Here is a 19,993-nt window from a genome sequence, read left to right on the forward strand (position 1 = left end):
CATCTTTCTGCCCCTACGAAACCCGCTCAGCCGCACTAGATGGTTCGAATGCACACGAGCGCTAGCGAATGAACAAGTCCAGCCCGGCGAGCAGCTCCTCTGAATGCGCTCTGCCCTCGCGGTCGGGCATATCGCCGGTGACTAAGAACTCCTCGACGCCGAGTTTCTCTGCGATGTCGGCAAGCTTGGCTTCCACCGCAGCGGGAGTACCGTAGACCGTATTGGCAAGCGTCTGCTCGAGGCGTTCGCGTTGTTGGCCGGTTAATCCTTTCAAGTCGGGATCTGGGTCGAGTGCACCAAACACGCCGGTGCTTCGGGAAAGCACCTGGGCATAGGCCTCGGGAAGGAGAAGGCGCCGGGCATAGGCCTCGTCTTCGGCCACCGCAATGTTGAGTGAGGAAATGACCACCGGCGAGGTGCCTTGGAAGTTCTCCCGATAAACCCGTGCAGCCTCAACCTGCGTCTCGGCTGGGCCGCCAAGGATGACGCCCAAGCCCAGCTTGGCCGCAGAAAGCGCAGAGCGGAAACCGGCCAAGACAAAAAGCGGCGGCCCAGCATGGGGCCGGAGGGTGATGGGGGCGTCGCCAAGCAAGAAATTGCGTACTTGGGCGAGGTCGGAATCGAAGCGTTGCTTGGCCTCCACGGTCTGCCGCAACGCCTCGCGTACTGGTTTAGTAAACCCCACCGAAGAGCCCAAGCCGATAATGATGCGCCCTGGATACAGCGACTCCAACATCGCGGCCTGCTCCGCGATGATCAATGGCGGGTGATTCGGCACCATAATGCCCGCCGTGCCAACCTGAATCCGCGCGGTCCAAAACAGAAAAGCGCATGTCCACCACTGTAGCCATGCGCCCCGTTTCGAAGTGAAACTTATTCTAAGCGTTTGCGTTTGTATTGCCCTTGGACCACGTCTCCCAGTCCATGTTCCAGTCGCCGAGGCCATCAAACGCACTGAGTTGCTCGCCGCCGGTGTTGAACACGCGCACGATGTCGCCACGCTTAACCACCGACTGGAACCACTGCGCAGCCTCTGGAGAGACGTTGATGCAACCGTGGGACTGGTTGTAGACGCCCTGGGCACCAATGGACCATGGAGCCGAGTGGACGTAAATTCCGGAGTAAGACATCTGGGTCGCGTAGTTAACGTTCGTGCGGTAACCACCTGCATCCAGTGCTAGACCATATGTAGTGGAATCCATGACGAGGGACTCGTACTCATCACCAATGATGTAGCGGCCGTTCGGCGTATCCCACATACCGTCAGTGCCCAAGGAAACTGGGATAGAACGCAGCAACTGACCGTTCTTGAAGACCTGCATGGTCTTAGTGGCGTTATCGACTAAGGAAATTACGCGGTCCCCAATAGTGAAGTTCGTGGAAGAGTCCTCGCCACCGTAAATACCGCCACCGAGATTCTTGCCGTAGAGATCAACGTTAACCTCTACCTTGGTACCAGGCTCCCAGTACTCCTTCGGACGCCAGCGAACTTCCTGGTTATTGATCCAGTAGAAAGCGCCCTCAACCTCAGGGGTGGTCTTGACGGTGATAGCTTCCTCGGCGGCCTTGCGGTCAGTGACATAGTTGCCAAAGCGAACACCAATAACCTGTCCAACGCCTACTTCGGCGCCGGGGATCGGCGACAAAGCGACCTCAGAAACACCCGCTGCCTGTGGGGTAGCGAAAGTTACGGTCTTCTTGTTTCCGTCAACGTCTTCTGCCTGGATTGTGTAGGTGTGATTGTATCCAAGGACCTCATCGGTGGACCAGGTCTTAGAGTCGGCGGACAGCTTTTCTGCGACTTCGACGCCAAGCTCGTTCGTCATAGTAACCGTCTTCATTTTGCCTTCGGTCTTTACCGTAATGGTTTCGGAAGGATCGACGTCGGTCGCACCGTCCTTAACGGAGACTTCAAGTCCCTTCTTCTTAGCGGCGGCAGAGCTTTCTGCAGCAGCATCATTTCCCGCGGCGGCAGCTGCGGACTGCTCGGAGCTCTTATCTTGAGCTGTGGAATCAATGGTGCAAGCTGCGGCAACAGTCGCAGTCAAAGCAACGGCGGTGACTGCGATAACACGACGGGCAAGAGGTAGGGGATTAATCACGGGAGCCCTTTTATAAAGCACAGAGGAGTCGGTTAAGAATTTCTCAATCAGCCTATAACGAGCTTCTTTAAAACACCACACGGCGCTTCACGTGTTAACCAATTGTTATCTGCTCGGCACCCCCTCCCATGCGCAAGCAAAGCAAAACGCCAAAACGGCCACGAAAACCATGAGTGACCTGCCGATTTTACAGTTTTCCAACAAGAGTGTTAAAGTTACTTCTCGTTGCACGGCAGGCAAACAAGCCAGCCGGACAACACATGCGCCATTAGCTCAATTGGCAGAGCAACTGACTCTTAATCAGTGGGTTCGGGGTTCAAGTCCCTGATGGCGCACAATAGAAAGTCTCGCAGCTTCATTCCCAAGAATGAGGTTGCGAGTCTTTTAGTTTTGCGAGAGGCCCCAGGATCTGCATAACTGACAACGAAGGGGGCGCCGGCGTAGCTTTCCGACGCCCCGTTGGCAACTACGCAGGTTCTAAATCTGCTCGCCCGCGATTTGGTAGTCCTCCGGGTCGCCCACAGGTACCTCGGTGCCGTCGGACATCTTGAGGTCCTCAAGCTCCTGGTCTGGGTCGACCAGCTCGATGTCGAAGCCCGACTCGCGAATTCGGCGCAGCCCCTCCTTGAGCATCCTACGACCCATCTTGTTCGTCGCGGTCACGTTGGACAACTCCAAGACCACCTTGTCCGCGCTCAAGTCATAGCGCTCCAACTCGTGCAGGACCGTCTCAGCCGCGTTGAAGTTGAGAACACCCTGGAGATAGATGACCGTAGCGTCGCCGTCGTCAATAATGTGGCGAATCGGCTGGACACCGTAGCGCTCCTCCGTTGACATCAGGTGCAAGCCCATGTCCTTAGATAAGAGCTTGAAAGCTTCCACGCCACGGACAGAATTGCCTTCCTCGTTCAGACGCGGCGAGAAGGTAGCAACACCCAGCTGCCCCGGCAGCGTTCCGAGCAAGCCGCCGGCCACACCGGACTTCGCCGGAATACCTACCTCGGCCATCCAGCGGCCGGCACCGTCATACATTCCGGCCGAGCTCATCAGCGCCAGAGTTAGCCGGCAGACATCGGCGTCCAGAATCTTGTCATTCGTTACTGGCTGGCGGCCACCATTAGCCAAGGTCGCCGACATCACCGCCAGGTCCTTCACCGTCACTCGAATAGAGCACTGTTTGGTATAAGTAAGCACGGCGTCGTGCGCTTCGTCCTTAATAATGTCGTAGTTGCGCAGCATGTGCGCCAAAGAGAGGTTGCGATCCGCGTGGTCTAGCTCCGAGCTGAACGCGCTCTCATCGATCTCTAGCTCGCGTCCCGCCAGGCGCGACATATAGGTAAGGATGCGCTCCACGCGTTCCTCAACCCCGGAGTCAACGCCATTGATGAGCTGGGTAACCGCAATTGCACCAGCATTGATCATTGGGTTGACCGGACGGTGGTCATCGCGGTTGAGGGAGAGCTCGTTGAACGCTTCGCCGGAAGGCTCCATTCCGACGATTTCACGCACTGCGTCCAACCCCAGTTCCTGCAGCGCCAAGGCGTAGACAAAAGGCTTGGACAAAGACTGCATGGTGAACTCGACGTCCGCGTCACCCGCCGAATACACGTGGCCCGTGGTGGTGCACAGCGCGGCGCCCAGGTACTCCGGTTCCGCAGCCGCGACCTCTGGGATGTAGTCAGCTACCTTTCCACCGTCCTTATCACGGACACTGTCGAGGATTTCCTGCAAATAAAATGGGATTGGTGTTTTCATCTCCGCCCAGCTTACGGATGACTATGATTGCCCGCATGAACAGAACTCTTGTCATTGTGGACGTGCAAAACGACTTTTGTCCTGGCGGCTCCCTCGCGACGGATCGTGGAAACGAGGTAGCGCGCGACGTCGCCAAGCTGGTGCGCACCCAGGATTATGACTTCATTGTTGCTACGCAGGACTGGCACATCGACCCCAAGGGGCACTTCTCTGAAGACCCGGACTTCGTGGACACGTGGCCGGTGCACTGCGTCGCTGACACGGAGGGCGCGGCCATGCACGCCGCGCTTGCCGACGCTCCCATCGACACCTTCTTCCACAAAGGTGCCTACACCGCAGCTTATTCCGGGTTTGAGGCCGAGTGCGTCGACGATGGTGCAACCCTGGCGGAGTGGCTGCGCGAGCGTGAGGTAAGCGAGCTCGACATCGTTGGCATCGCCACCGATCACTGTGTGCGCGCCACCGCGATCGACGCGTTACGGGAAGGCTTCACCGTCAACGTCTTGGAGAGCTACTGCTCTCCAGTCAGTGAAGAGCGCGCAAAAAAGACCTTTGCCGAACTGCGCGAGGCAGGGGCAAAGGTCGTCTAAGGCGGGGGGGCAAAAATGCCGCGTCGAATTAGCGGCGCTCAGCGAGCAGGCGCTGCAGCTCCTTGATGTCGTTCTTGCGACGGTTGGAGCGGAAGACTGCTAGTGCTACGAGGCCGACTACAGCTGCGCCAACGCCGGCGAGTGCCATCTGAACGTTGCGATCCTGCAGCTTCTCGGTTGCGGCGCCCTTTGCGTCATCGACCAAGTTCTTTGGCTTGCTGCGGTCAGCGAGCTCGTCGAGGGTGCTAGCCAGCTGGCGGCGGGTGCGCTCGATGTCGCGCTGAATGTCATTAATATCGCGTGCCACGTTGTAACTCCTGAATTCGTAATTTCGCTTTATAGGCCTTTTGGCTCAGCTTCCACCGAGTCAGTCAAGGGACCAGTCTACAGGCATCGACGCAATACGTGCACGCGGGGATACCGGCACCTGCGCCTAGGATGGCCCAGACCATCACGAGGGCACGGTATGGTTAAAGGCATGACTGAAGCAAAGCGTTTGGAAATCGGAGACGTTGCCCCCTCTTTCACCTTGAGCGACGATCAGGGAAATTCTGTAAGCCTCAGCGACTTCGCTGGAAAGCGCGTGCTCGTGTATTTCTACCCGCGCGCCAACACGCCAGGTTGCACCAAAGAGGCGTGTGACTTCCGCGATTCCCTTGAGCAGCTCAATGGTCTCGACATCGCGGTCGTAGGCATCTCCCCTGATAAGCCAGAGGCCCTGGCTAAGTTCCGCGCCGATCACGAGCTGAACTTCCCACTTCTGTCTGACCCTGAGAAGGAAACGCTCGCGGCATACGGCGCGTTCGGTGAGAAGAAGAACTACGGCAAAGTGGTACAGGGCGTTATTCGCTCAACTTTCCTCGTTGAGCCAGATGGCACCATCGGCCAGGCCATGTACAACGTGAAGGCTACAGGTCACGTCGCCCGTGTGATGAAGGGGCTGTCTTAAGCTTCGGTACATACACAATCACCTAAACAATTCAGATGAGCATCAAGCACGATACCGAGCTGCTGGTTCCACGCCGGCGCCCGGCCCAGGCACGTAGCCGCGAGAGATACAACAGGATCCTCAAGGCTGCGCGAAGCGTGCTTGTCGACGTTGGCTTCGAGTCCTTCACCTTCGACGAAGTCTCGCGCCGCGCGGAAGTGCCTATCGGCACGCTGTACCAATTCTTTGCCAACAAGTACGTGCTGATCTGCGAGTTGGACCGCCAGGATACCGGCGAGAATCTGGAGGAGATTCAGCGCTTTTCTGAGCACGTCCCGGCCCTGCAGTGGCCGGACTTCCTTGATGAGTTCATCGACCACCTCGCCCGCATGTGGCGCGAAGACCCCTCCCGCCGTGCGGTGTGGCATGCGGTGCAGTCCACTCCGGCCACACGCGCCACGGCCGCAGATACGGAGCTGCAGCTGCTCAAGCCCGTGGCGGAAATCCTGGAGCCGCTGGCCCAGCGTATGACCTATGACGAGCGCGTGGAGCTGGCCGGATTCCTCGTACACACGGTGGTCTCGATGCTCAACTACGCAGCATCTGGCGAGCCAGAGAACTTTGACGACGTCGTGGGCGAAATCAAGCGTATGCTTATTGCGTACTTGTTCTCCGTAGCCACTAGCTAAAGGTTAGGAACCGTGAGCAGGACGGTAGCGGTGGCATAGTCTCCGTCGTGGCTGATGCTCAGGCTCGTTCGCATATCCCCGAGACTTGCAGCCACGCTCTCTTTGATGTGGCCGTGCAGGACCAGTGCGACTCTCCCCCAGGCGTCCGGCTGAACCTCGATTTCTTGCCATTTGACGTCGTTTTCTGCCACCACCGGCGGGCGGCCATAAAGCGCCTGCGACCATGCCTTAATAAAAGCTTCCTTCGCCGCCCACCGCCCGGCGAGGTGCTCGGCGCGGCGCGCGGAGTCGCCTTTGCGCGTAGCCACGCGCAGCTCCGTGGCACTGAATACCGCCTCGAAACGAGTGCCCGGCACGCTGAGCTGCTGGGCAAACTCCGAGATACAAACAAGGTCAGTGCCCACGGCGAAGGTAGCGGCGTTCATAGCCTCTCACTCTAACTCGCGAGCTCAGTCTTGAGCATTTCGAGTTCTCCGCCACCAGCCATCCACTGGGTCAGATCTTCGACGCTTACTTCCGCCTTCGAAGCATTGAGAACCACTTCGCCCATGTTAAGTACCACGAAGCGGTCCCCCACCAAGAACGCGTGCTGCGGGTTGTGGGTAATCAGCACCACTCCCATGCCGCGATCACGAGCGGCGTCGATAAAGCGCAGCACCATGCCGGACTGCTTGACGCCAAGCGCCGCCGTGGGCTCATCCAGCACGATGTAGCGCGCACCGAAGTAGATGGCGCGCGCGATGGCCACCACCTGGCGCTGGCCGCCGGAGAGCGCTTCCAGCTCCACGTCGATGTCGGCTAGGTCTACGCCCATTTCTTGCAGCTGCTCGCGGGCAATGGTGCGCATCTCCTTTTCCTTCAACAGGCCGAAAGGACCTGCGAGTTCCTGGCCTAAGAAGAAGTTGCGCCACACGGAAAGCTGCGGCACCAGCGCGAGATCCTGGTACACGGTAGCGATGCCCGCATCGAGGGCGTCGCGGGGGCTGGAAAAGGTGGTAGGGGCGGCGTCGACAAGCAGCTCGCCCGAGGTGGGTGTGTTGAGACCCGACAGGATTTTGATGAGCGTGGACTTGCCTGCACCGTTGTCGCCAAGGACGCAGGTGACAGTGCCTGGGCGCAGCGTCATGTTGACACCACGCAGGGCATGGAAATTACCGAAGGATTGCTGAATATCGTGCAGCTCGATGCTGTGTGCATTCTCAGTCATCACTGCCTCCTATTTCCGCTTGTTGAAGTTGGCCACAGACGTGTTGGTAAGAACCGCAAACAGCAGCATGGCGCCGAGGAAGAACTTGAACCAGTCGGGGTTCCACCCCGCGTAAACGATGCCCTGGTTGGTCATGCCGAATATGACTGCACCGATGGCCGTGCCTACGGCAGTGCCGCGGCCGCCCGTCATCGAACAGCCACCGATAACCGCCGCGATGATATAGAGGAACTCGTTGCCAATGCCCTGGCCCGCCTGGATGGAGTCGAAGGCAAAAAGCGTGTGCATGCCCACAAACCAGGCGGCGAAACCGACGACCATGAACAGGATGACCTTGACGCGGCGCACAGGAACACCGACGGCACGGGCGGCGTCCTCGTCACCACCGACGGCGAAGATCCAGTTACCGAAGCGGGTCTTGTAGAGGACGAAGGAGGCCACAGCGACGAACAAGATCCACCACAACACGGTGGCACGGATGCTCAGCGAGCCGAGGTGAATAGTGCCAGCGAAGATGGCGCGTGCGGCAGCAAAGCCCTGCATGTCAGAGATGGGAGGTGTGGCCACCTGGCCGGTAACGAGCTTGGTCACGGCCAGGTTCAGCCCCTGCAGCATGAGGAATGCGGCAAGGGTGATGAGGAAAGAATCGATCTTCGTACGCACGACAAGCAGGCCGTTGATGGCACCAATGGTCAGGGCCGTCACGAGGGCGAGGGCTGCTCCAACCCAGGAGTTGAGGTGCAGGTTGTAGTTGAGCATGGTGGCCACGAGCGCAGAGGTAGTCACGGCGACGCCGGAGGATAAGTCGAACTCGTTGCCAATCATAAGCAGGCCCACGGCCAAGGCTACGATGCCCAGGGTGGAGCTGGCGTAGAGCACCGTGGAGAAGGCCTCCATCGAACGAAACGATGGAGCGACAATCATGAACAGGGCAAAGATGACGATGGCACCAAGGACACTGGCTAGCTCGGGGCGGCGCATGATGCGGGCGCTTAGGCTCCGCGATGCTAGCCGCGCATCGATGCTTGGCGACGTCTCGGTCATCGCAAGCCTGCCTTAGCGGACTCTGAGATTACGTCGACGTTGGTGGAGTCGACGAAGGAAGGGCCGGTGTAGACGGGACGGCCGCCGCCCACGGTGGAGCCGTTGCGGTGTGCGAGCCACAAGGCGTCGACAGCCATGTAGCCCTGCATGTAAGGCTGCTGGTCCACGGCCCAGGCGACGTCGCCGGAAGCGATGGCGTCGACAAGCTCAGCGTTGGTATCGAAGGTGGCTACCTTTGCCTTGGCGCCGGAGTCAGCGATGGCGTCGACGGCGCGCATAGCGACGGGCGCTTGGAGAGCCATGACCCAATCAATGGATTTGTCCTGCTCGAGCTTCGCGTTCAGGGTGGACTGTGCTGCAGTGAGGTCCTGACCGTTGACATAGAGCAGCTCAACCTTGCCGCCCTGTCCGTCCTGCAGACCCGCGCAGCGATCCTCCTGGGACTTGTTGCCTTGTTCGTGGATGACGCACAGGGTGTGCTTGGCGCCGTCCTTCTTGAGGCGCTCGCCTGCCTTGGTGCCGGCGACCTTCTCCTCTTGGCCGAAGAACGCGGTCATGCCGTACTTCTGGTAGGAATCCATGCCGGCGTTAAGGCCGACGGTGGGGATTCCTGCGTCGGCGGCCTTCTTGGCTACAGGACCGATGGCGCTGGCGTTTGGCATGGTGACGGCGATGCCGTCGACGCCGGAGTCAATGGCGGACTGCACGAGGTTGGCCTGGTTAGGGGCCTGCGGATCGGAAGAGTAGCGCAACTCGATGTTGTCCTTCTTGGCTGCGTCCTCGGCGCCCTTGCGCACGAGATCCCAGTAGGTATCGCCAGGGGCACCGTGGGAGATCATCGATACGACGATGCGCTCGGTGTCCACTCCCCCGGCGAGTTCGTTCTCACTGTTTTCGCGCGGCGCACCACCGGTGGAGGAGCATCCCGTCACTGCTAGCGCGGCGGCCAAAGCCACCCCGGTTCCCACAATCTTGCAAGCTTTAACGTTGAAGTTCATGCTTGCATAGTGCCCCACCTGCAACAGGGACTCAAACCGCTGACCTGCATCTTTATCGTTTCAGGTGGCGCAAGCTGGCACTTTCGACGCCGTTTTTACCCCCGTTACAGCTTCCCAAACCCCCAACACAAAGCCACAAATACACAAAAGGGAGGGCTCCCCATTTCTGGGAAGCCCTCTCTGCCGCTTCGGCCACTGGCGTGAATGTCCTAAAGGCGTTTTTCCTTCTTGATTAGTTCAGCATCTGCCCGGTTTCAAGGATTCCGTCGCGCAGACGAGCGGCGTCGTCAAGCAGCACTGCGGCCTCACGTTCCTTCACAGCGTCACCAGTACCGCCCAGGTTGCGATCCACCGGACGCTCGTAGAGAACTGCCCCGCCGCGCATCGCAGACTCGATGCGGCGCAGCCCGGCGCGCTCACGCTCGTGCGCCTGCTGCTGCCACTGAGCAACGGCCTCCGCATCCTGCGCCGCCGCCAGTGCAGCCAGGAATGCGCCCGGGTGCACAATTGCCACTAGCGCAGACACGTGACCGAAGCCCAGCGAGGTAACCAGGCCTGCCTTCGGTGCGTACTCGTCACGACCGCGCAGGTCCAGCTGATGGCGTAGCCAAACCAGGTGCTCATGCTTAGCCAGCACTGGGTCCACGCAATCCAGGGAACGATTCGGCGGCAGGATGCCCTCACGCAGGACCTGCGTCAGGCCAACCATCTGGAACGCGGCGGCACCACCCTTGGCGTGGCCAGTCAGGGTCTTCTGCGAAATCACGTACATCGGGTTGCCGTTGTGGCGTCCCATCGCGGCAGCAATGCGCTCGTGCAGATCCGACTCGTTCGGGTCATTCGCATTGGTCGAGGTGTCGTGCTTGGAGATGATGGACACCTCATCCGGCGTGACGCCATGCGCACGCAGGGCCTGCGCCAAGCGGGAATCCACGCCGCCACGGGCCGCAGACAGCGCGCCCAATCCCGGCGCGGGGATGGAGGTGTGAGCGCCGTCCGCGAAGGACTCCGCGAAGGCCACCACGCCCAGAACCGGCAGTCCCTGCTCCGCGGCGAATGAGCCACGGGCCAGCAGCAGGGTGCCGCCACCTTCAGACTCGATGAAGCCTCCGCGGCGCCTGTCGTTGGCGCGGGAGAAGTACTTGTGGTCGATGCCCTTTGCTTCCATCTCTGCGGTCTCCGCGGTCGCAGCCATGTCGCCGAAGCCGGTGATGCTCTCAATAGATAGGTCATCGACACCACCAGCGACCACGAAGTCTGCCTTGTGCAGGCGCAGCTTATCCATCGCTTCCTCCACGGAGACCGCAGCGGTAGCGCAGGCTGCAACCGGGTGGACCATCTGGCCGTAGCCGCCCACGTAGGACTGCATCACGTGCGCTGCCACCACATTCGGCAGGGCTTCCTGCAGAATGTCGTTCGGGCGCGACTGCGCCAGCAGCTTATCCACGTAGAGCGAGCGCAGGGAGGCCATGCCGCCCATGCCGGTGCCCTGCGTCGAGGACACGCGTGCGGGATGAACGCTCGCGAGCAGCTCTGCCGGGCTGAAGCCCGCCGAAAGGAATGCCTCCACGGTGCACACGATGTTCCACAGCGCCACACGGTCGAGGTTGTCGATCATGTCGGCCGGGATGCCATAGACCGCCGGGTCGAATCCGGTCGGCACCTGGCCGCCGACGAAGCGCGACATTGCCACGCGGCGCGGCACACGCACTGGCGAGCCGGCCGGGCGGGTAACCTGCCATTCCTCACCATCGAAGTGCGCCGTAGCGCCCTCAACTTCTTCTACGAAGGACTTGGCGGTTGCTTCATCGTCCACGGTGAAGGTCAGCGGCTTCTCCAGGTAGATGGTGGTCAATTCAGGCGCGAGGTTGTCCACCATCGGCATGTGCGGGCCGAAGTCATCGTGGTAGCGGCGCACGCCGATGTTGGCCATCACTTGGTCATGGAATTGTTCGTAGACGTCTTCCTCGGCAATGGCTTCGCCGGTCTCCAGCACGGTCCACTGGGCCGACTGGGCATCCCACTCGATGAGGCCCATGGTCCAGGCCAACTCAAGCACGCCGGCAGCGGAAAGCTCGCCGGTAAGCTCGACCTCGAAGCGGGTACGCGAGGAACCCAGCGGGCCGAGCTCACCTGCGCCGACGATGACGACCATGTCATCGAGCGACTGCGTCACGCCACTGAAGTCTGGCGTGGTCCACTGCAACGGGGACAGCGGGTTCGGCAGTGCTTGCACCGTCTTCGGGGCCTGGATGACGCCGCCATTGGATGCGCTTGTTTGCTCCGCCCGCCGTGCGGCCTCGCGGGCCAGTTCAGGCAGGTTGAGGTCGGCCTCGCCCAGACCGCCGGTGAAGTCAAGGGTGACCGGGTCCTGGGCCGCCTGCTCACGCACGTCGGCGTTGGCGCCGCCGTCGACCAGCTTGATAGCCATTTCCTCGGTGGAGTAGGTTTCCACGCCCTTGGCCTCGACAAGCTCGACCATTGGGTCGTTTCCGCCCATCAGGCCAGTGCCACGTACCCAACCGATGTGGGCGTGGACCAGCGAGGTGCGCTCGCCCCAGACAGGCTCTGCCTTCCAGCGGGTAACCAAGGCGTCGAGTGCCGCCTTGGCCTCACCATAGGCGCCGTCGCCACCGAAGCGGCCACGGTTCGGGCTGCCTGGCAGCACCACGTGCAGGCGCTGGCCCACGTGGGTATCCGCGCCCAGCTGAGACAGGCCCGCGATGAGCTTCTCCACCGACCACAGCAGCAGACGCATCTGCGACTCGGCCTGGGCGCCGGCGTCGGCCAGCGTGCCCTGCACGCGCGGAGCAGCGAACGGGAAGAGCAAGGTCGGCACCAGCGCCGGCTTGACCAGCTTGGACTTGCCGCCCACTGTGGCCGTCTGCTCGTTAGCAATCCACTCCACCAAGGCGTCGAGATCTTTGAAGGAGCTCAAGTTCGCAGGGACCACCCACAACGCGGCGGAACCAGCGGCGTGCGTGCGGTAGAGCTCCTTGTAGAACTCCACGCGGTCATGGTTTAGGCGCGAGGTGGTTGCCACCACGGTGGCGCCCTCGTTGAGCAGCTCGCCGATGACAGCGGCCGCAATCGAGTTCGGGGAGCCACCAGTAACCACGGCAACGTCGTTGCTCATGGTCAAGCTAGCGGCATCCTCACGCGCATCCTGTGCGTGATCCGGCAGACCAAAGTGCTCCGCCAGCCGCGCCACGGCTTCGCCAGCGCCCAGAACATCGACGTCCGCAGCGTTGAGCTCGCCCGCGGCAACACGCGCAAGATCCTCGCGGGCAGAAGCCCAGCGGTCGTCGATTAGCACTGCCTTATCCGCATCGAAGGACGGCGCGACCTGCTTAGCCCAATCGGAGCCCAGCTCACGGGAGACTAGCTCCGCCAGTGCGGCGTTCTCATCTACTTCCGAAAACTCGGTGGCAGGCGCCGCAACTCCCAGCTTGGACAGCAAGGTGCGGGCGGTCTCCGCAAGGGTATCGGTCATTTCCGCGGTGTAGGCATCCAAAGCAGCGGAGTCCACTACCCCACCGCCCGCAGCACCACCCGCGGAAGGCATCGCGATGCTAATCCCCTCGCGCTGTCCGGCGACGGTCACGGCGGCGTCGATTAGCGAATCCAGCTCCTTGACATTCGCAGCGCCCGTGCCGAGCGTGGCCAGGTCGCCGCCACGCAGGGACGCGCCCTCGCGAGTGCCGAGGACAAGCTCAGCGATGACGCGATCTGCCCAGCCTTCGCCCAAGCCCCAGGCGCCGGTGACGCGCTCAGCCACGTAGCCAGGTTTCTTTCCAGCAGGTCCAGTAAGGCGGCGCAGCGCATCAGCGACCTGCCCGCCCAGGACCGGGCCAAAGGCCTTATAGCCCTTGGCCATGCCTGCGACAGTCTCCTTGAGTTCCGACAGCGCAGCATCGGCCGCGCCATCGATAGCGCCCAGGCCGAACTCCACACCCAGATCCAGCAGGAGCTGGTTGCGGCGGGAGGACACCCCCTCGACGAGCAGTTCGATGGTATCGGCAGGACCCATCTGATCCAGGCGGACCTTGGTCCACACCGCCACGAGCATTTCGGTGGCGAACTGCGCGCTCAGCGGCTTATCCGCTGGGGTCTCCCCACCCGCAGCAGGTGCCGGAACCGGAGCCACGAGGGTCGCGGTCTCCGCTGCTGCCGGGGTCTCAGGGACCAGGCTTGCTGCGGTAGCGCCAGATTCGGCGCCATCCTCGGCACCAGATTCAGCCGCTGCATCCGCCGCCGCAGTCTGCTCCGGCTCCGGGCGAGCGATGGCATCCTCAGCGAAGACAACGCCGCGGTCGCGCTCGATGTTGAGCACCTCGATGCCGTGGCCTGCATACTGCGGCAGGCGCAGGGTCTGGCCCAGCATGTTCGCCAGCGTTGGCGAGGAACCCACGCCCACCTCGACAAAGCGCTCCACGCCCAGGCCCGGGGTGCCGGCGCCGCCGATGGCGCCCGGCTCGCTAAGCAGGAGATCCTGGGTTTCGATCCATCGGACAGGTGAAGCGAACTGCCAGGCCAGAAGCTCAATGAGCAGGGTGCGGCCCAACTGAACCGGGTTCTCAAGGGCGCCCGCGAAGTCAGACAGGATGGCCTTGACGGGATCAGAGTCCACCACGGAGTCAATGGCCTGCACGAACTCTTCAGTGAGCTCAAATGGACGCGCAACCAGGTTCGGCACGTAGTGGCCCACGAGGATATCCAGGTCGATGTCCGCCGGAATGAGGGAATCGAGGTGCTCGCGGAAGGCAGGCACGCCGTCCAGCAGATGAGAGGAGTGGAACGGCACGTCGATGCCCGGGATCTGGATGAAGGCACGCGCCCCCGGCGCGCGGCGCTCGGCGTCGGCACGCAGGGCGTTAAGCCCCGCGCGAGTACCGGCGACGGCGTACTGGACGCCTGCAATGTTGTAGTTGACGATCTCCAGGAACTCGCCGGTCTGCGCGGAAATCTCAGCAACGTACGGGAACACGTCCTTGGCGGAGACGCCGATCTTGTTCGGACGCAGCGCCGCCAGTCCATAGTTGGAGTTGCCCTCGGCGTCGCGCTCGACCAGGCGGTGCATGGTCAGGCCACGGGCGTAGACGATCTCCACTACTGCTTCGAGGGAGAGCACCTGCGCGTAGGCGGCGAGGGCGTTGTACTCGCCCACGGAGTGGCCCGCAAAGTAGGCGCCAGAGTCAAGGACGCCGGCCTCCTGCATCTCGGCGATCTGCGCGCAGCCCAGGGTGGCCATGGCTACCTGCGTGAACTGGGTCAGGAAAAGAGCGCCGTCTGGGTGCGTGAACTCCTCGCCGCGCACGGTGACGGACTGCGGATTGTTGCGCACGATCTCCAGGATGGAGAATCCCAACTTGGAGCGGGTGTGCTTGTCCGCGCGTTCCCATACGGAGCGGGCGCTTGACGACGCCGCGAAGGCGTCCATGCCCATCCCCTGCGACTGGATGCCCTGGCCGGGGAAGCCGTAGAAGGTCAGCTTGTCAGCGACAGTTGCGCGAGCCTCAAGGACCGGAACGCCGTCGACGGAAGCGGTGACGGCTCGGACCTCGCCGAAGCCTGGGCGGGTGTCCAGGCCCACGCGCTCGACCACGAAGGTGACCTGCGCGCCGGGCAGGACAGGCGCCTGCATGGTGGCGCTCCACTCACGGACTGCGGCGCCGTCGAAAGCGGCGGCCAGCTGCGCCAGCGCGGAGGTCCACATGCCGTGGACGATGACGCCGTCCTTCAATCCAGCCAGCTGGGCGGCGAGATCGGCAACGTGGATCGGGTTGCGGTCGCCCGTGACCACGGCGAATGGGTGCATCGACTGCGGGGCGGTCACGGTCATTTCGTGGCGGAAGCTGCGCGGCTTTTCCGCAGTGGTGGACGCTGCACCTGCGACGGAGTCCGCTGCGCCGAGTTCCTGCTCGCCGCGACGGCCCTGGATGGCGAAGCGCTCGAAGAGGCGTGCAACCGGGGTGCCTGCGGTGTCTGCACCAGCTGCGGAAGCACCATCAGTGGCCGTGTCAATATCTACTGCGACGTCGACGACGCGGCCGACTGGGGTGTCGCGGACCTCGCCCGCGGTGGCGGTGATACGCAGCTTCGCCTCGCGCGGCAGCGCGGACTTGAGTTCGAGGTTGTGTTCCAAGTGGACCAGGTTGAGCAGGCCTTCAACGACGTTAGTTCCGTCTTCGGTAACTGCATCGGCGATGACCGCGAACACGGCTGGCCAGGCCTTGCCCACGAGGACGTCTGGGGCCACGTGTGCGCCCTCGGCAACGTCTGCGGAAAGGGCGTCGGCAGGCGCATAGCCCGCGGTGACGTTTTCATAGTCTGCGGAATCCGCGGCGCTGAGCTCGCCGGACCAGATGGCGGTGCCACCGGTTACCTCCGGCAGGGTGCCGCCGGCAGCGACGCGAGCCAGCTCGCGCATGGACTCAGCGGCATCGGCCTCGGTGATAAGCGGCGAGGCGCCCGGAATCTGCGGTGGGGTGATGCGCAGGCGCAGCTGCGCGCCTGCAATCGCGCCCCTGAGCGGGACGCTCAGCCAGTACTCGCCTTCGGCAAGCTTCTCAAAGCGGGAGCCGTTATCTTTGTTCTCGATCGACTCAGCCAGGAACTGGCCGGTGCCAAGCACGAGGCGAAGCGGGTTGAGCTGCTCGCGGCCTGCCCAATTGACCATTGGTGCCTTGAGAATTTTGTCGAAGTCCGAGTGCTCTGGTTTGTCTTGCACACCGGCCTGGGTCAACTCATCTGTTGCGGCCTGCTCGAAGCGGGCAAGCAGCTCAGCCACCGGCTCGTCAACGCGCTCAATGCCGCCGACTGCGGTGGTGCCTGGGATGATGCAGACTTGGTCGGCATCGTAGCGCTCGTCGTGGGCCTGCCACAGGGAGTCCTGGCGCCACAGACGGCGGACCTCCGCGTCGATGACGGGGACGAAGTTGGCGGGCTTGCCCTTCTGGTTGAGCAGCTGCAGGAACCACGCGGCGTCGCCTGGGTGGACGAGCTGGTCGACGGCGGCGCTGCCCAAGAGCTCGCGCAGCTGCATGACTGCCTGCTCCGGGTTCTCGCGCTCTGCGGTGACCTGAAGTTCGATCTCGCCGTGGTCCGCCGGGTTGAGGCGGGCCTCGGTGCGCTCCACCATTGCGACGAAGCGCTGGAACCAGGATTCGTCGACCCACTGCCCCATGTAGGAAAGTTCAAGGTAGCGCTCGAGCCACTGCGCGTAGGTCATAGAGTCAAGGTCACCGAAGTAAGGCTTGCAGGTCTTGCCGATGGCCTCGATGATCTCGTCACGACGTGCGGCCACGGCCTCAGCGTCGCCCGCGACCTCGTCGAGCAGGCGCCCGGCGCGTGCGAAGGAGTTGTCGATCTCGTGGATGTCCGCGCCCAGCTGGGACAGTCCGGAGGTCACGGAGCCGCCGAAGTCCTGGGCTGCAGCGCCCACGCCGGCCCAGCCGCCGTTCTGGACGGTCGGCTGCGCGGCCACGAGTGCGCGCTTCACGGATTCGGAAGCGGTGGATTCCTTGGTCGCCATGGCGGCGGTGCCCACCATAATGGCGTCGACAGGCGCATCCGGCAGCCCCTGCTTGTGTGCCCAGGTGCCCAGCAGGTACTGAACACCGCGGGCTGGGGTGCCGATACCGCCGCCGACGGCCAGCACCACGTTGTCGTGCTCGCGGATGCGGCCATAGGTGGCAGCGAGCAGCTCGTCGAGGTCCTCCCACGAGTGGTGGCCACCGGCGTGACCGCCTTCGATCTGCATGATGATAAGTCCTGGGGCCTGCTCAGCGATGCGCAGTACTTGGTCGATCTGCTTGATGGTGCCTGGCTTGAATGCGACCCACGGGAAGTTGTCCGCGTGCAGGGACTCTACGAGTTCCACTGCCTCTTCGAGCGGTGGGATACCAGCAGAGACAACCACGCCGTTGATGGGCGCACCGTTTGCGCGTGCCTTGGGGAGGGCGCGCTCGCCAGCGATCTGGCGGCGCCACTGCGATGCGGAGAGATACATGGCGTTGAACTGTGCGTTCACGCCTGGCTCGAGGAGTTCCTCTAGCTTCTCCAAGTTGCGTGCCAGCAAGGCGTTAGTGGTCTGGCCACCGCCTGCGAGCTCTGCCCAGTGACCGGCGTTGGCTGCTGCAGCCACGATTTCTGAGTCGACGGTGGAAGGGGTCATGCCGGGCAGCATGACTGGCGAGTAGCCGGTTACCTCGGTGAACTTGGTGGAAAGGCGACCTGCGCGCAGGGTCGGGCGGAAGCACTCCCAGGACATGGGCAGGGCGGGTGCCTGGCCGGCGTCGAAAAGCTGCGACTGCCCGTGCGAACCGCACACCACCAAGGTGCCGATTCCTCGTCCTGCGACGATGTCTCGGGTCAGCGGCTCGACGCCGCCATCAGGGCCGCACTCGAAGATCCAGCGGGCGCCTGCCTCGATGGCCTCGGTGACGCGGGCTGGCCAATCGACGATGTCGGTGAGGACGGCGCGGGCGCCTTCTTCCACGAGCACGGGGTCAAGACCTGCGGTTTTGCCCCACTCGATGACCTGCGCAACGGCCTCTTCCATTGCCGGGTGGTGGTAGGCAGCCTGGATGTCGAGGTGGCTAAAGCGAGGTGCGAACGGGGCGCCGCCGCGCTGCTTGGATTCGACGAGCTTGACGTCCTTGGAGGCCGCCGCTTCGAGGCGGCCCTGAACTGCGGCTACCTCCGCCGGGGTACCGACGATGATGAACTTGTCGCGGCCATTGCGCAGGCCGATGCGACCGCCAGCCTTTTCAATCTGCTCTTGAGTGGCACCGGAGACTGCCACCATAGGAGAACCCTCAGCGTTGCGGACCAAACCGTGAGTGCGGGCTGTACGCGTGATAGCGGCACCGATGAGCTGCGCCAAGGCGATGACCTCGCCGGCTGCGGCGCGGCCGGTGGCAACAAACGTGCTCAAGGTGCCCTGGGAATGTCCAATGGCCGCGACCGCCTGCGAGACGTCGAGCCCCTGGGCAGCAAGCGCTTCAAGCACACCAACCTGGGCGGTGACGATGCCCGGGGTAGAGATAGCAGAATCCGCCAGGTTAATGCGCGGCGAGTTCGCTGCTGCTGCCCACTCGAGCGGGGCAAAGCCGTGCGGGAAGGCGGCGGCGAGATCGTCTGCGAGTGGCTCGAGGATCTCTTCCGCCTGCTTCAGGTGCCCGGCAAGGCGGGTGCCTGCGCCTGCGGCGATAGATGCCTGCAGATTGGGAAGCCAGGCATAGCCCTGTCCTGAAAATGACAGCGCGAAGGGTTCGGCGGCTAGGCGGTTGACCAAGCGTTTGCCTGTGGAAAGCGGCTGGGTAATGGTCGTAGTTTCGGTACGCGGGGTGGTGCTCACTGTGGTTGCTGCTCCTATGCGAGTGCGGCCAGAATTGTTTCGTATCAGAAAGTCAGAGATACAGCATGCCACAAAATCATGAGGAAACCATCATCTTTTGACGGCGTGTGTGGATGCTGCCCGTAAATCACGGTGGCGAGAATGCGGCTAGAAATCACCCAAGAGCTGGGAAACTAGCTCTTCAGCACGCTTTAGTTCCACGCGTGATTGGCCCCGACGCACGCCATCCCCGGCGGGACCTTCGGGCTCTACTTCTGCATAAATCTCGCATGCACTCGCCGGAACCACAGGCGCACTACGGACAATCCCGCGCTGTTGCGTGTATTCATCAAAGAACTTATCGATACTCATTACCGGCGCCAGTCTAGCCGCTAAAATCATCCCCATCATGGCAGCCCGCTCCCCTTTTCGCCCGTACTACGTAGTCGGCATCCTCAACCTCATCGTCGCAGCTCTCGTCATCTTTGGCGCAACCCTCGACACCCCGACTTCACCCTCCTCAGCGACTGCACCCACAACCACTGCAAACGGCAGTCCGGACAATGCGCCCAACAGCCCCACGGCACCGGCTCCAGCAACAGCTTCAGACGCAGCTCCGGCAGCCCCCGAACCCCCTGCGGCACCTGCACCAAATCCAGCATTAGAACAGCTCACCGCCCTGCCGGTTAAGGGCCGCGCGCCAAAGACTGGCTACGAACGTAAGCAGTTCGGGCAGGCATGGTCTGACGATGTCACCGTGGAATTTGGCCACAACGGCTGCGATACGCGAAACGACATTCTGCGCCGTGACCTCGTGGATATCACGCTCAAAGAAAACACTCATGACTGCGTGGTCCTGACAGGTACACTGCATGATCCCTATTCCGGCACTGATATCAGCTTCCAGCGCGGGCAAGGCACCTCCGAGTTGGTACAGATTGATCACATCGTGCCGCTTGCCGACGCCTGGCAAAAAGGCGCCCAAGAATGGTCACCGGAAAAGCGCCGCGACTTTGCCAACGACCCGCGCAACCTCCTCGCGGTCGACGGCCCACTTAACCAGCAGAAATCCGCAGGCGACGCAGCCACTTGGCTTCCACCAAGCAAGGAATACCGCTGCACCTACGCGCAGAAAATCATTGAAGTTAAAGCTACCTACGGGCTGTGGGTAACACAGGCCGAATATGACGCGCTGGCTACCCAGCTAGCAACCTGCCCTTGAGCTACCCCCACTTTTTACCCGCCAAGAATCTGCATATTTTGCGCATAGTTTGACCCTAAAATAGAGCATACCTTTTAGACAATATGCCTGTATGTCACAGAAAACGTGAGCACCCAAG

Annotated in this window: 14 protein-coding genes and 1 tRNA gene; 5 read left to right on the forward strand and 10 right to left on the reverse strand. The window is 62.1% G+C overall.

Features of this window, described 5'->3' with window-relative positions:
* Nucleotides 1-61: 61 nt before the first annotated feature.
* A complete protein-coding gene (locus tag HMPREF0308_RS09435; RefSeq protein WP_080548649.1) occupies nucleotides 62-946 on the reverse strand; it encodes an LLM class flavin-dependent oxidoreductase in 885 nt (294 codons plus the stop codon).
* On the reverse strand, nucleotides 879-2,102 hold the full coding sequence (locus HMPREF0308_RS09440) for a L,D-transpeptidase (RefSeq protein ID WP_034657386.1): 1,224 nt from the start codon (nucleotides 2,100-2,102) through the stop codon (nucleotides 879-881). Before HMPREF0308_RS09440 ends, HMPREF0308_RS09435 begins: the two co-directional genes overlap by 68 nt.
* Before the next feature lie 262 nt (nucleotides 2,103-2,364).
* Here HMPREF0308_RS09440 and HMPREF0308_RS09445 point away from each other — a divergent pair.
* A tRNA-Lys gene (locus HMPREF0308_RS09445) sits at nucleotides 2,365-2,437 on the forward strand.
* Between the two features lie 142 nt (nucleotides 2,438-2,579).
* On the opposite strand, the gene HMPREF0308_RS09450 is transcribed toward HMPREF0308_RS09445, so the two are convergent.
* Nucleotides 2,580-3,857, reverse strand: coding sequence for a glutaminase (locus HMPREF0308_RS09450; RefSeq protein WP_005531046.1), 1,278 nt, complete (start codon nucleotides 3,855-3,857; stop codon nucleotides 2,580-2,582).
* Between the two features lie 35 nt (nucleotides 3,858-3,892).
* On the opposite strand from HMPREF0308_RS09450, the gene HMPREF0308_RS09455 reads away from it, so the two are divergent.
* Entirely contained in the window at nucleotides 3,893-4,447 is a 555-nt protein-coding gene (locus HMPREF0308_RS09455) for an isochorismatase family protein (protein WP_034657417.1), read from the forward strand.
* 28 nt (nucleotides 4,448-4,475) lie between these two features.
* Here the strand turns inward: HMPREF0308_RS09455 and HMPREF0308_RS09460 are convergent, their stop codons facing one another.
* A complete protein-coding gene (locus HMPREF0308_RS09460) occupies nucleotides 4,476-4,754 on the reverse strand; it encodes a DUF3618 domain-containing protein (RefSeq protein ID WP_005531048.1) in 279 nt (92 codons plus the stop codon).
* Between the two features lie 171 nt (nucleotides 4,755-4,925).
* Here HMPREF0308_RS09460 and bcp point away from each other — a divergent pair, with 171 nt between their 5' ends.
* Together bcp and HMPREF0308_RS09470 are read left to right on the forward strand one after the other, a co-directional pair.
* The gene (gene bcp, locus HMPREF0308_RS09465; RefSeq protein WP_034657419.1) at nucleotides 4,926-5,396 is read left to right on the forward strand and encodes a thioredoxin-dependent thiol peroxidase; all 471 of its coding nucleotides are present in this window, start codon (nucleotides 4,926-4,928) and stop codon (nucleotides 5,394-5,396) included.
* Between the two features lie 35 nt (nucleotides 5,397-5,431).
* Nucleotides 5,432-6,064 (forward strand): TetR family transcriptional regulator, encoded by a 633-nt coding sequence (locus HMPREF0308_RS09470; protein ID WP_005531050.1) that lies wholly within the window; start codon nucleotides 5,432-5,434, stop codon nucleotides 6,062-6,064.
* Here the strand turns inward: HMPREF0308_RS09470 and acpS are convergent.
* From acpS to HMPREF0308_RS09500, 6 genes are all read right to left on the reverse strand, one after another.
* Complete coding sequence (gene acpS / locus HMPREF0308_RS09475) at nucleotides 6,061-6,489, reverse strand: holo-ACP synthase AcpS (protein WP_005531051.1); 429 nt, start codon at nucleotides 6,487-6,489, stop codon at nucleotides 6,061-6,063. The two genes, HMPREF0308_RS09470 and acpS, sit on opposite strands and share 4 nt — an antisense overlap.
* 11 nt (nucleotides 6,490-6,500) lie before the next feature.
* Nucleotides 6,501-7,271, reverse strand: a complete 771-nt coding sequence (locus HMPREF0308_RS09480; protein ID WP_034657387.1) for an ATP-binding cassette domain-containing protein — start codon at nucleotides 7,269-7,271, stop codon at nucleotides 6,501-6,503.
* A gap of 9 nt (nucleotides 7,272-7,280) precedes the next feature.
* On the reverse strand, nucleotides 7,281-8,315 hold the full coding sequence (locus tag HMPREF0308_RS09485; RefSeq protein WP_005531058.1) for an ABC transporter permease: 1,035 nt from the start codon (nucleotides 8,313-8,315) through the stop codon (nucleotides 7,281-7,283).
* Entirely contained in the window at nucleotides 8,312-9,313 is a 1,002-nt protein-coding gene (locus HMPREF0308_RS09490) for a substrate-binding domain-containing protein (protein ID WP_005531059.1), read from the reverse strand. Before HMPREF0308_RS09490 ends, HMPREF0308_RS09485 begins: the two co-directional genes overlap by 4 nt.
* Nucleotides 9,314-9,545: 232 nt before the next feature.
* Nucleotides 9,546-18,674 (reverse strand): type I polyketide synthase, encoded by a 9,129-nt coding sequence (locus HMPREF0308_RS09495; RefSeq protein ID WP_005531060.1) that lies wholly within the window; start codon nucleotides 18,672-18,674, stop codon nucleotides 9,546-9,548.
* 147 nt (nucleotides 18,675-18,821) lie between these two features.
* Nucleotides 18,822-19,025, reverse strand: coding sequence for a hypothetical protein (locus HMPREF0308_RS09500; RefSeq protein WP_141276860.1), 204 nt, complete (start codon nucleotides 19,023-19,025; stop codon nucleotides 18,822-18,824).
* Nucleotides 19,026-19,062: 37 nt separating this feature from the next.
* Here HMPREF0308_RS09500 and HMPREF0308_RS09505 point away from each other — a divergent pair, with 37 nt between their 5' ends.
* Nucleotides 19,063-19,875, forward strand: a complete 813-nt coding sequence (locus tag HMPREF0308_RS09505; RefSeq protein WP_005531062.1) for an HNH endonuclease family protein — start codon at nucleotides 19,063-19,065, stop codon at nucleotides 19,873-19,875.
* Nucleotides 19,876-19,993 lie beyond the last annotated feature (118 nt).

Origin of the sequence: Corynebacterium striatum ATCC 6940, assembly GCF_000159135.1 — a bacterium.
GTDB classification, from domain to species: domain Bacteria; phylum Actinomycetota; class Actinomycetes; order Mycobacteriales; family Mycobacteriaceae; genus Corynebacterium; species Corynebacterium striatum.

Coding starts and splice junctions, on each gene's coding strand:
- acpS (WP_005531051.1), bottom strand. CDS start 6,489: ATGAACGCCGCTACCTTCGCCGTGGGCACTGACCTTGTTTGTATCTCG.
- HMPREF0308_RS09435 (WP_080548649.1), bottom strand. CDS start 946: ATGGCCTCGGCGACTGGAACATGGACTGGGAGACGTGGTCCAAGGGCA.
- HMPREF0308_RS09490 (WP_005531059.1), bottom strand. CDS start 9,313: ATGAACTTCAACGTTAAAGCTTGCAAGATTGTGGGAACCGGGGTGGCT.
- HMPREF0308_RS09450 (WP_005531046.1), bottom strand. CDS start 3,857: ATGAAAACACCAATCCCATTTTATTTGCAGGAAATCCTCGACAGTGTC.
- HMPREF0308_RS09500 (WP_141276860.1), bottom strand. CDS start 19,025: ATGAGTATCGATAAGTTCTTTGATGAATACACGCAACAGCGCGGGATT.
- HMPREF0308_RS09505 (WP_005531062.1), top strand. CDS start 19,063: ATGGCAGCCCGCTCCCCTTTTCGCCCGTACTACGTAGTCGGCATCCTC.
- HMPREF0308_RS09455 (WP_034657417.1), top strand. CDS start 3,893: ATGAACAGAACTCTTGTCATTGTGGACGTGCAAAACGACTTTTGTCCT.
- HMPREF0308_RS09470 (WP_005531050.1), top strand. CDS start 5,432: ATGAGCATCAAGCACGATACCGAGCTGCTGGTTCCACGCCGGCGCCCG.
- HMPREF0308_RS09485 (WP_005531058.1), bottom strand. CDS start 8,315: ATGACCGAGACGTCGCCAAGCATCGATGCGCGGCTAGCATCGCGGAGC.
- HMPREF0308_RS09480 (WP_034657387.1), bottom strand. CDS start 7,271: ATGACTGAGAATGCACACAGCATCGAGCTGCACGATATTCAGCAATCC.
- bcp (WP_034657419.1), top strand. CDS start 4,926: ATGACTGAAGCAAAGCGTTTGGAAATCGGAGACGTTGCCCCCTCTTTC.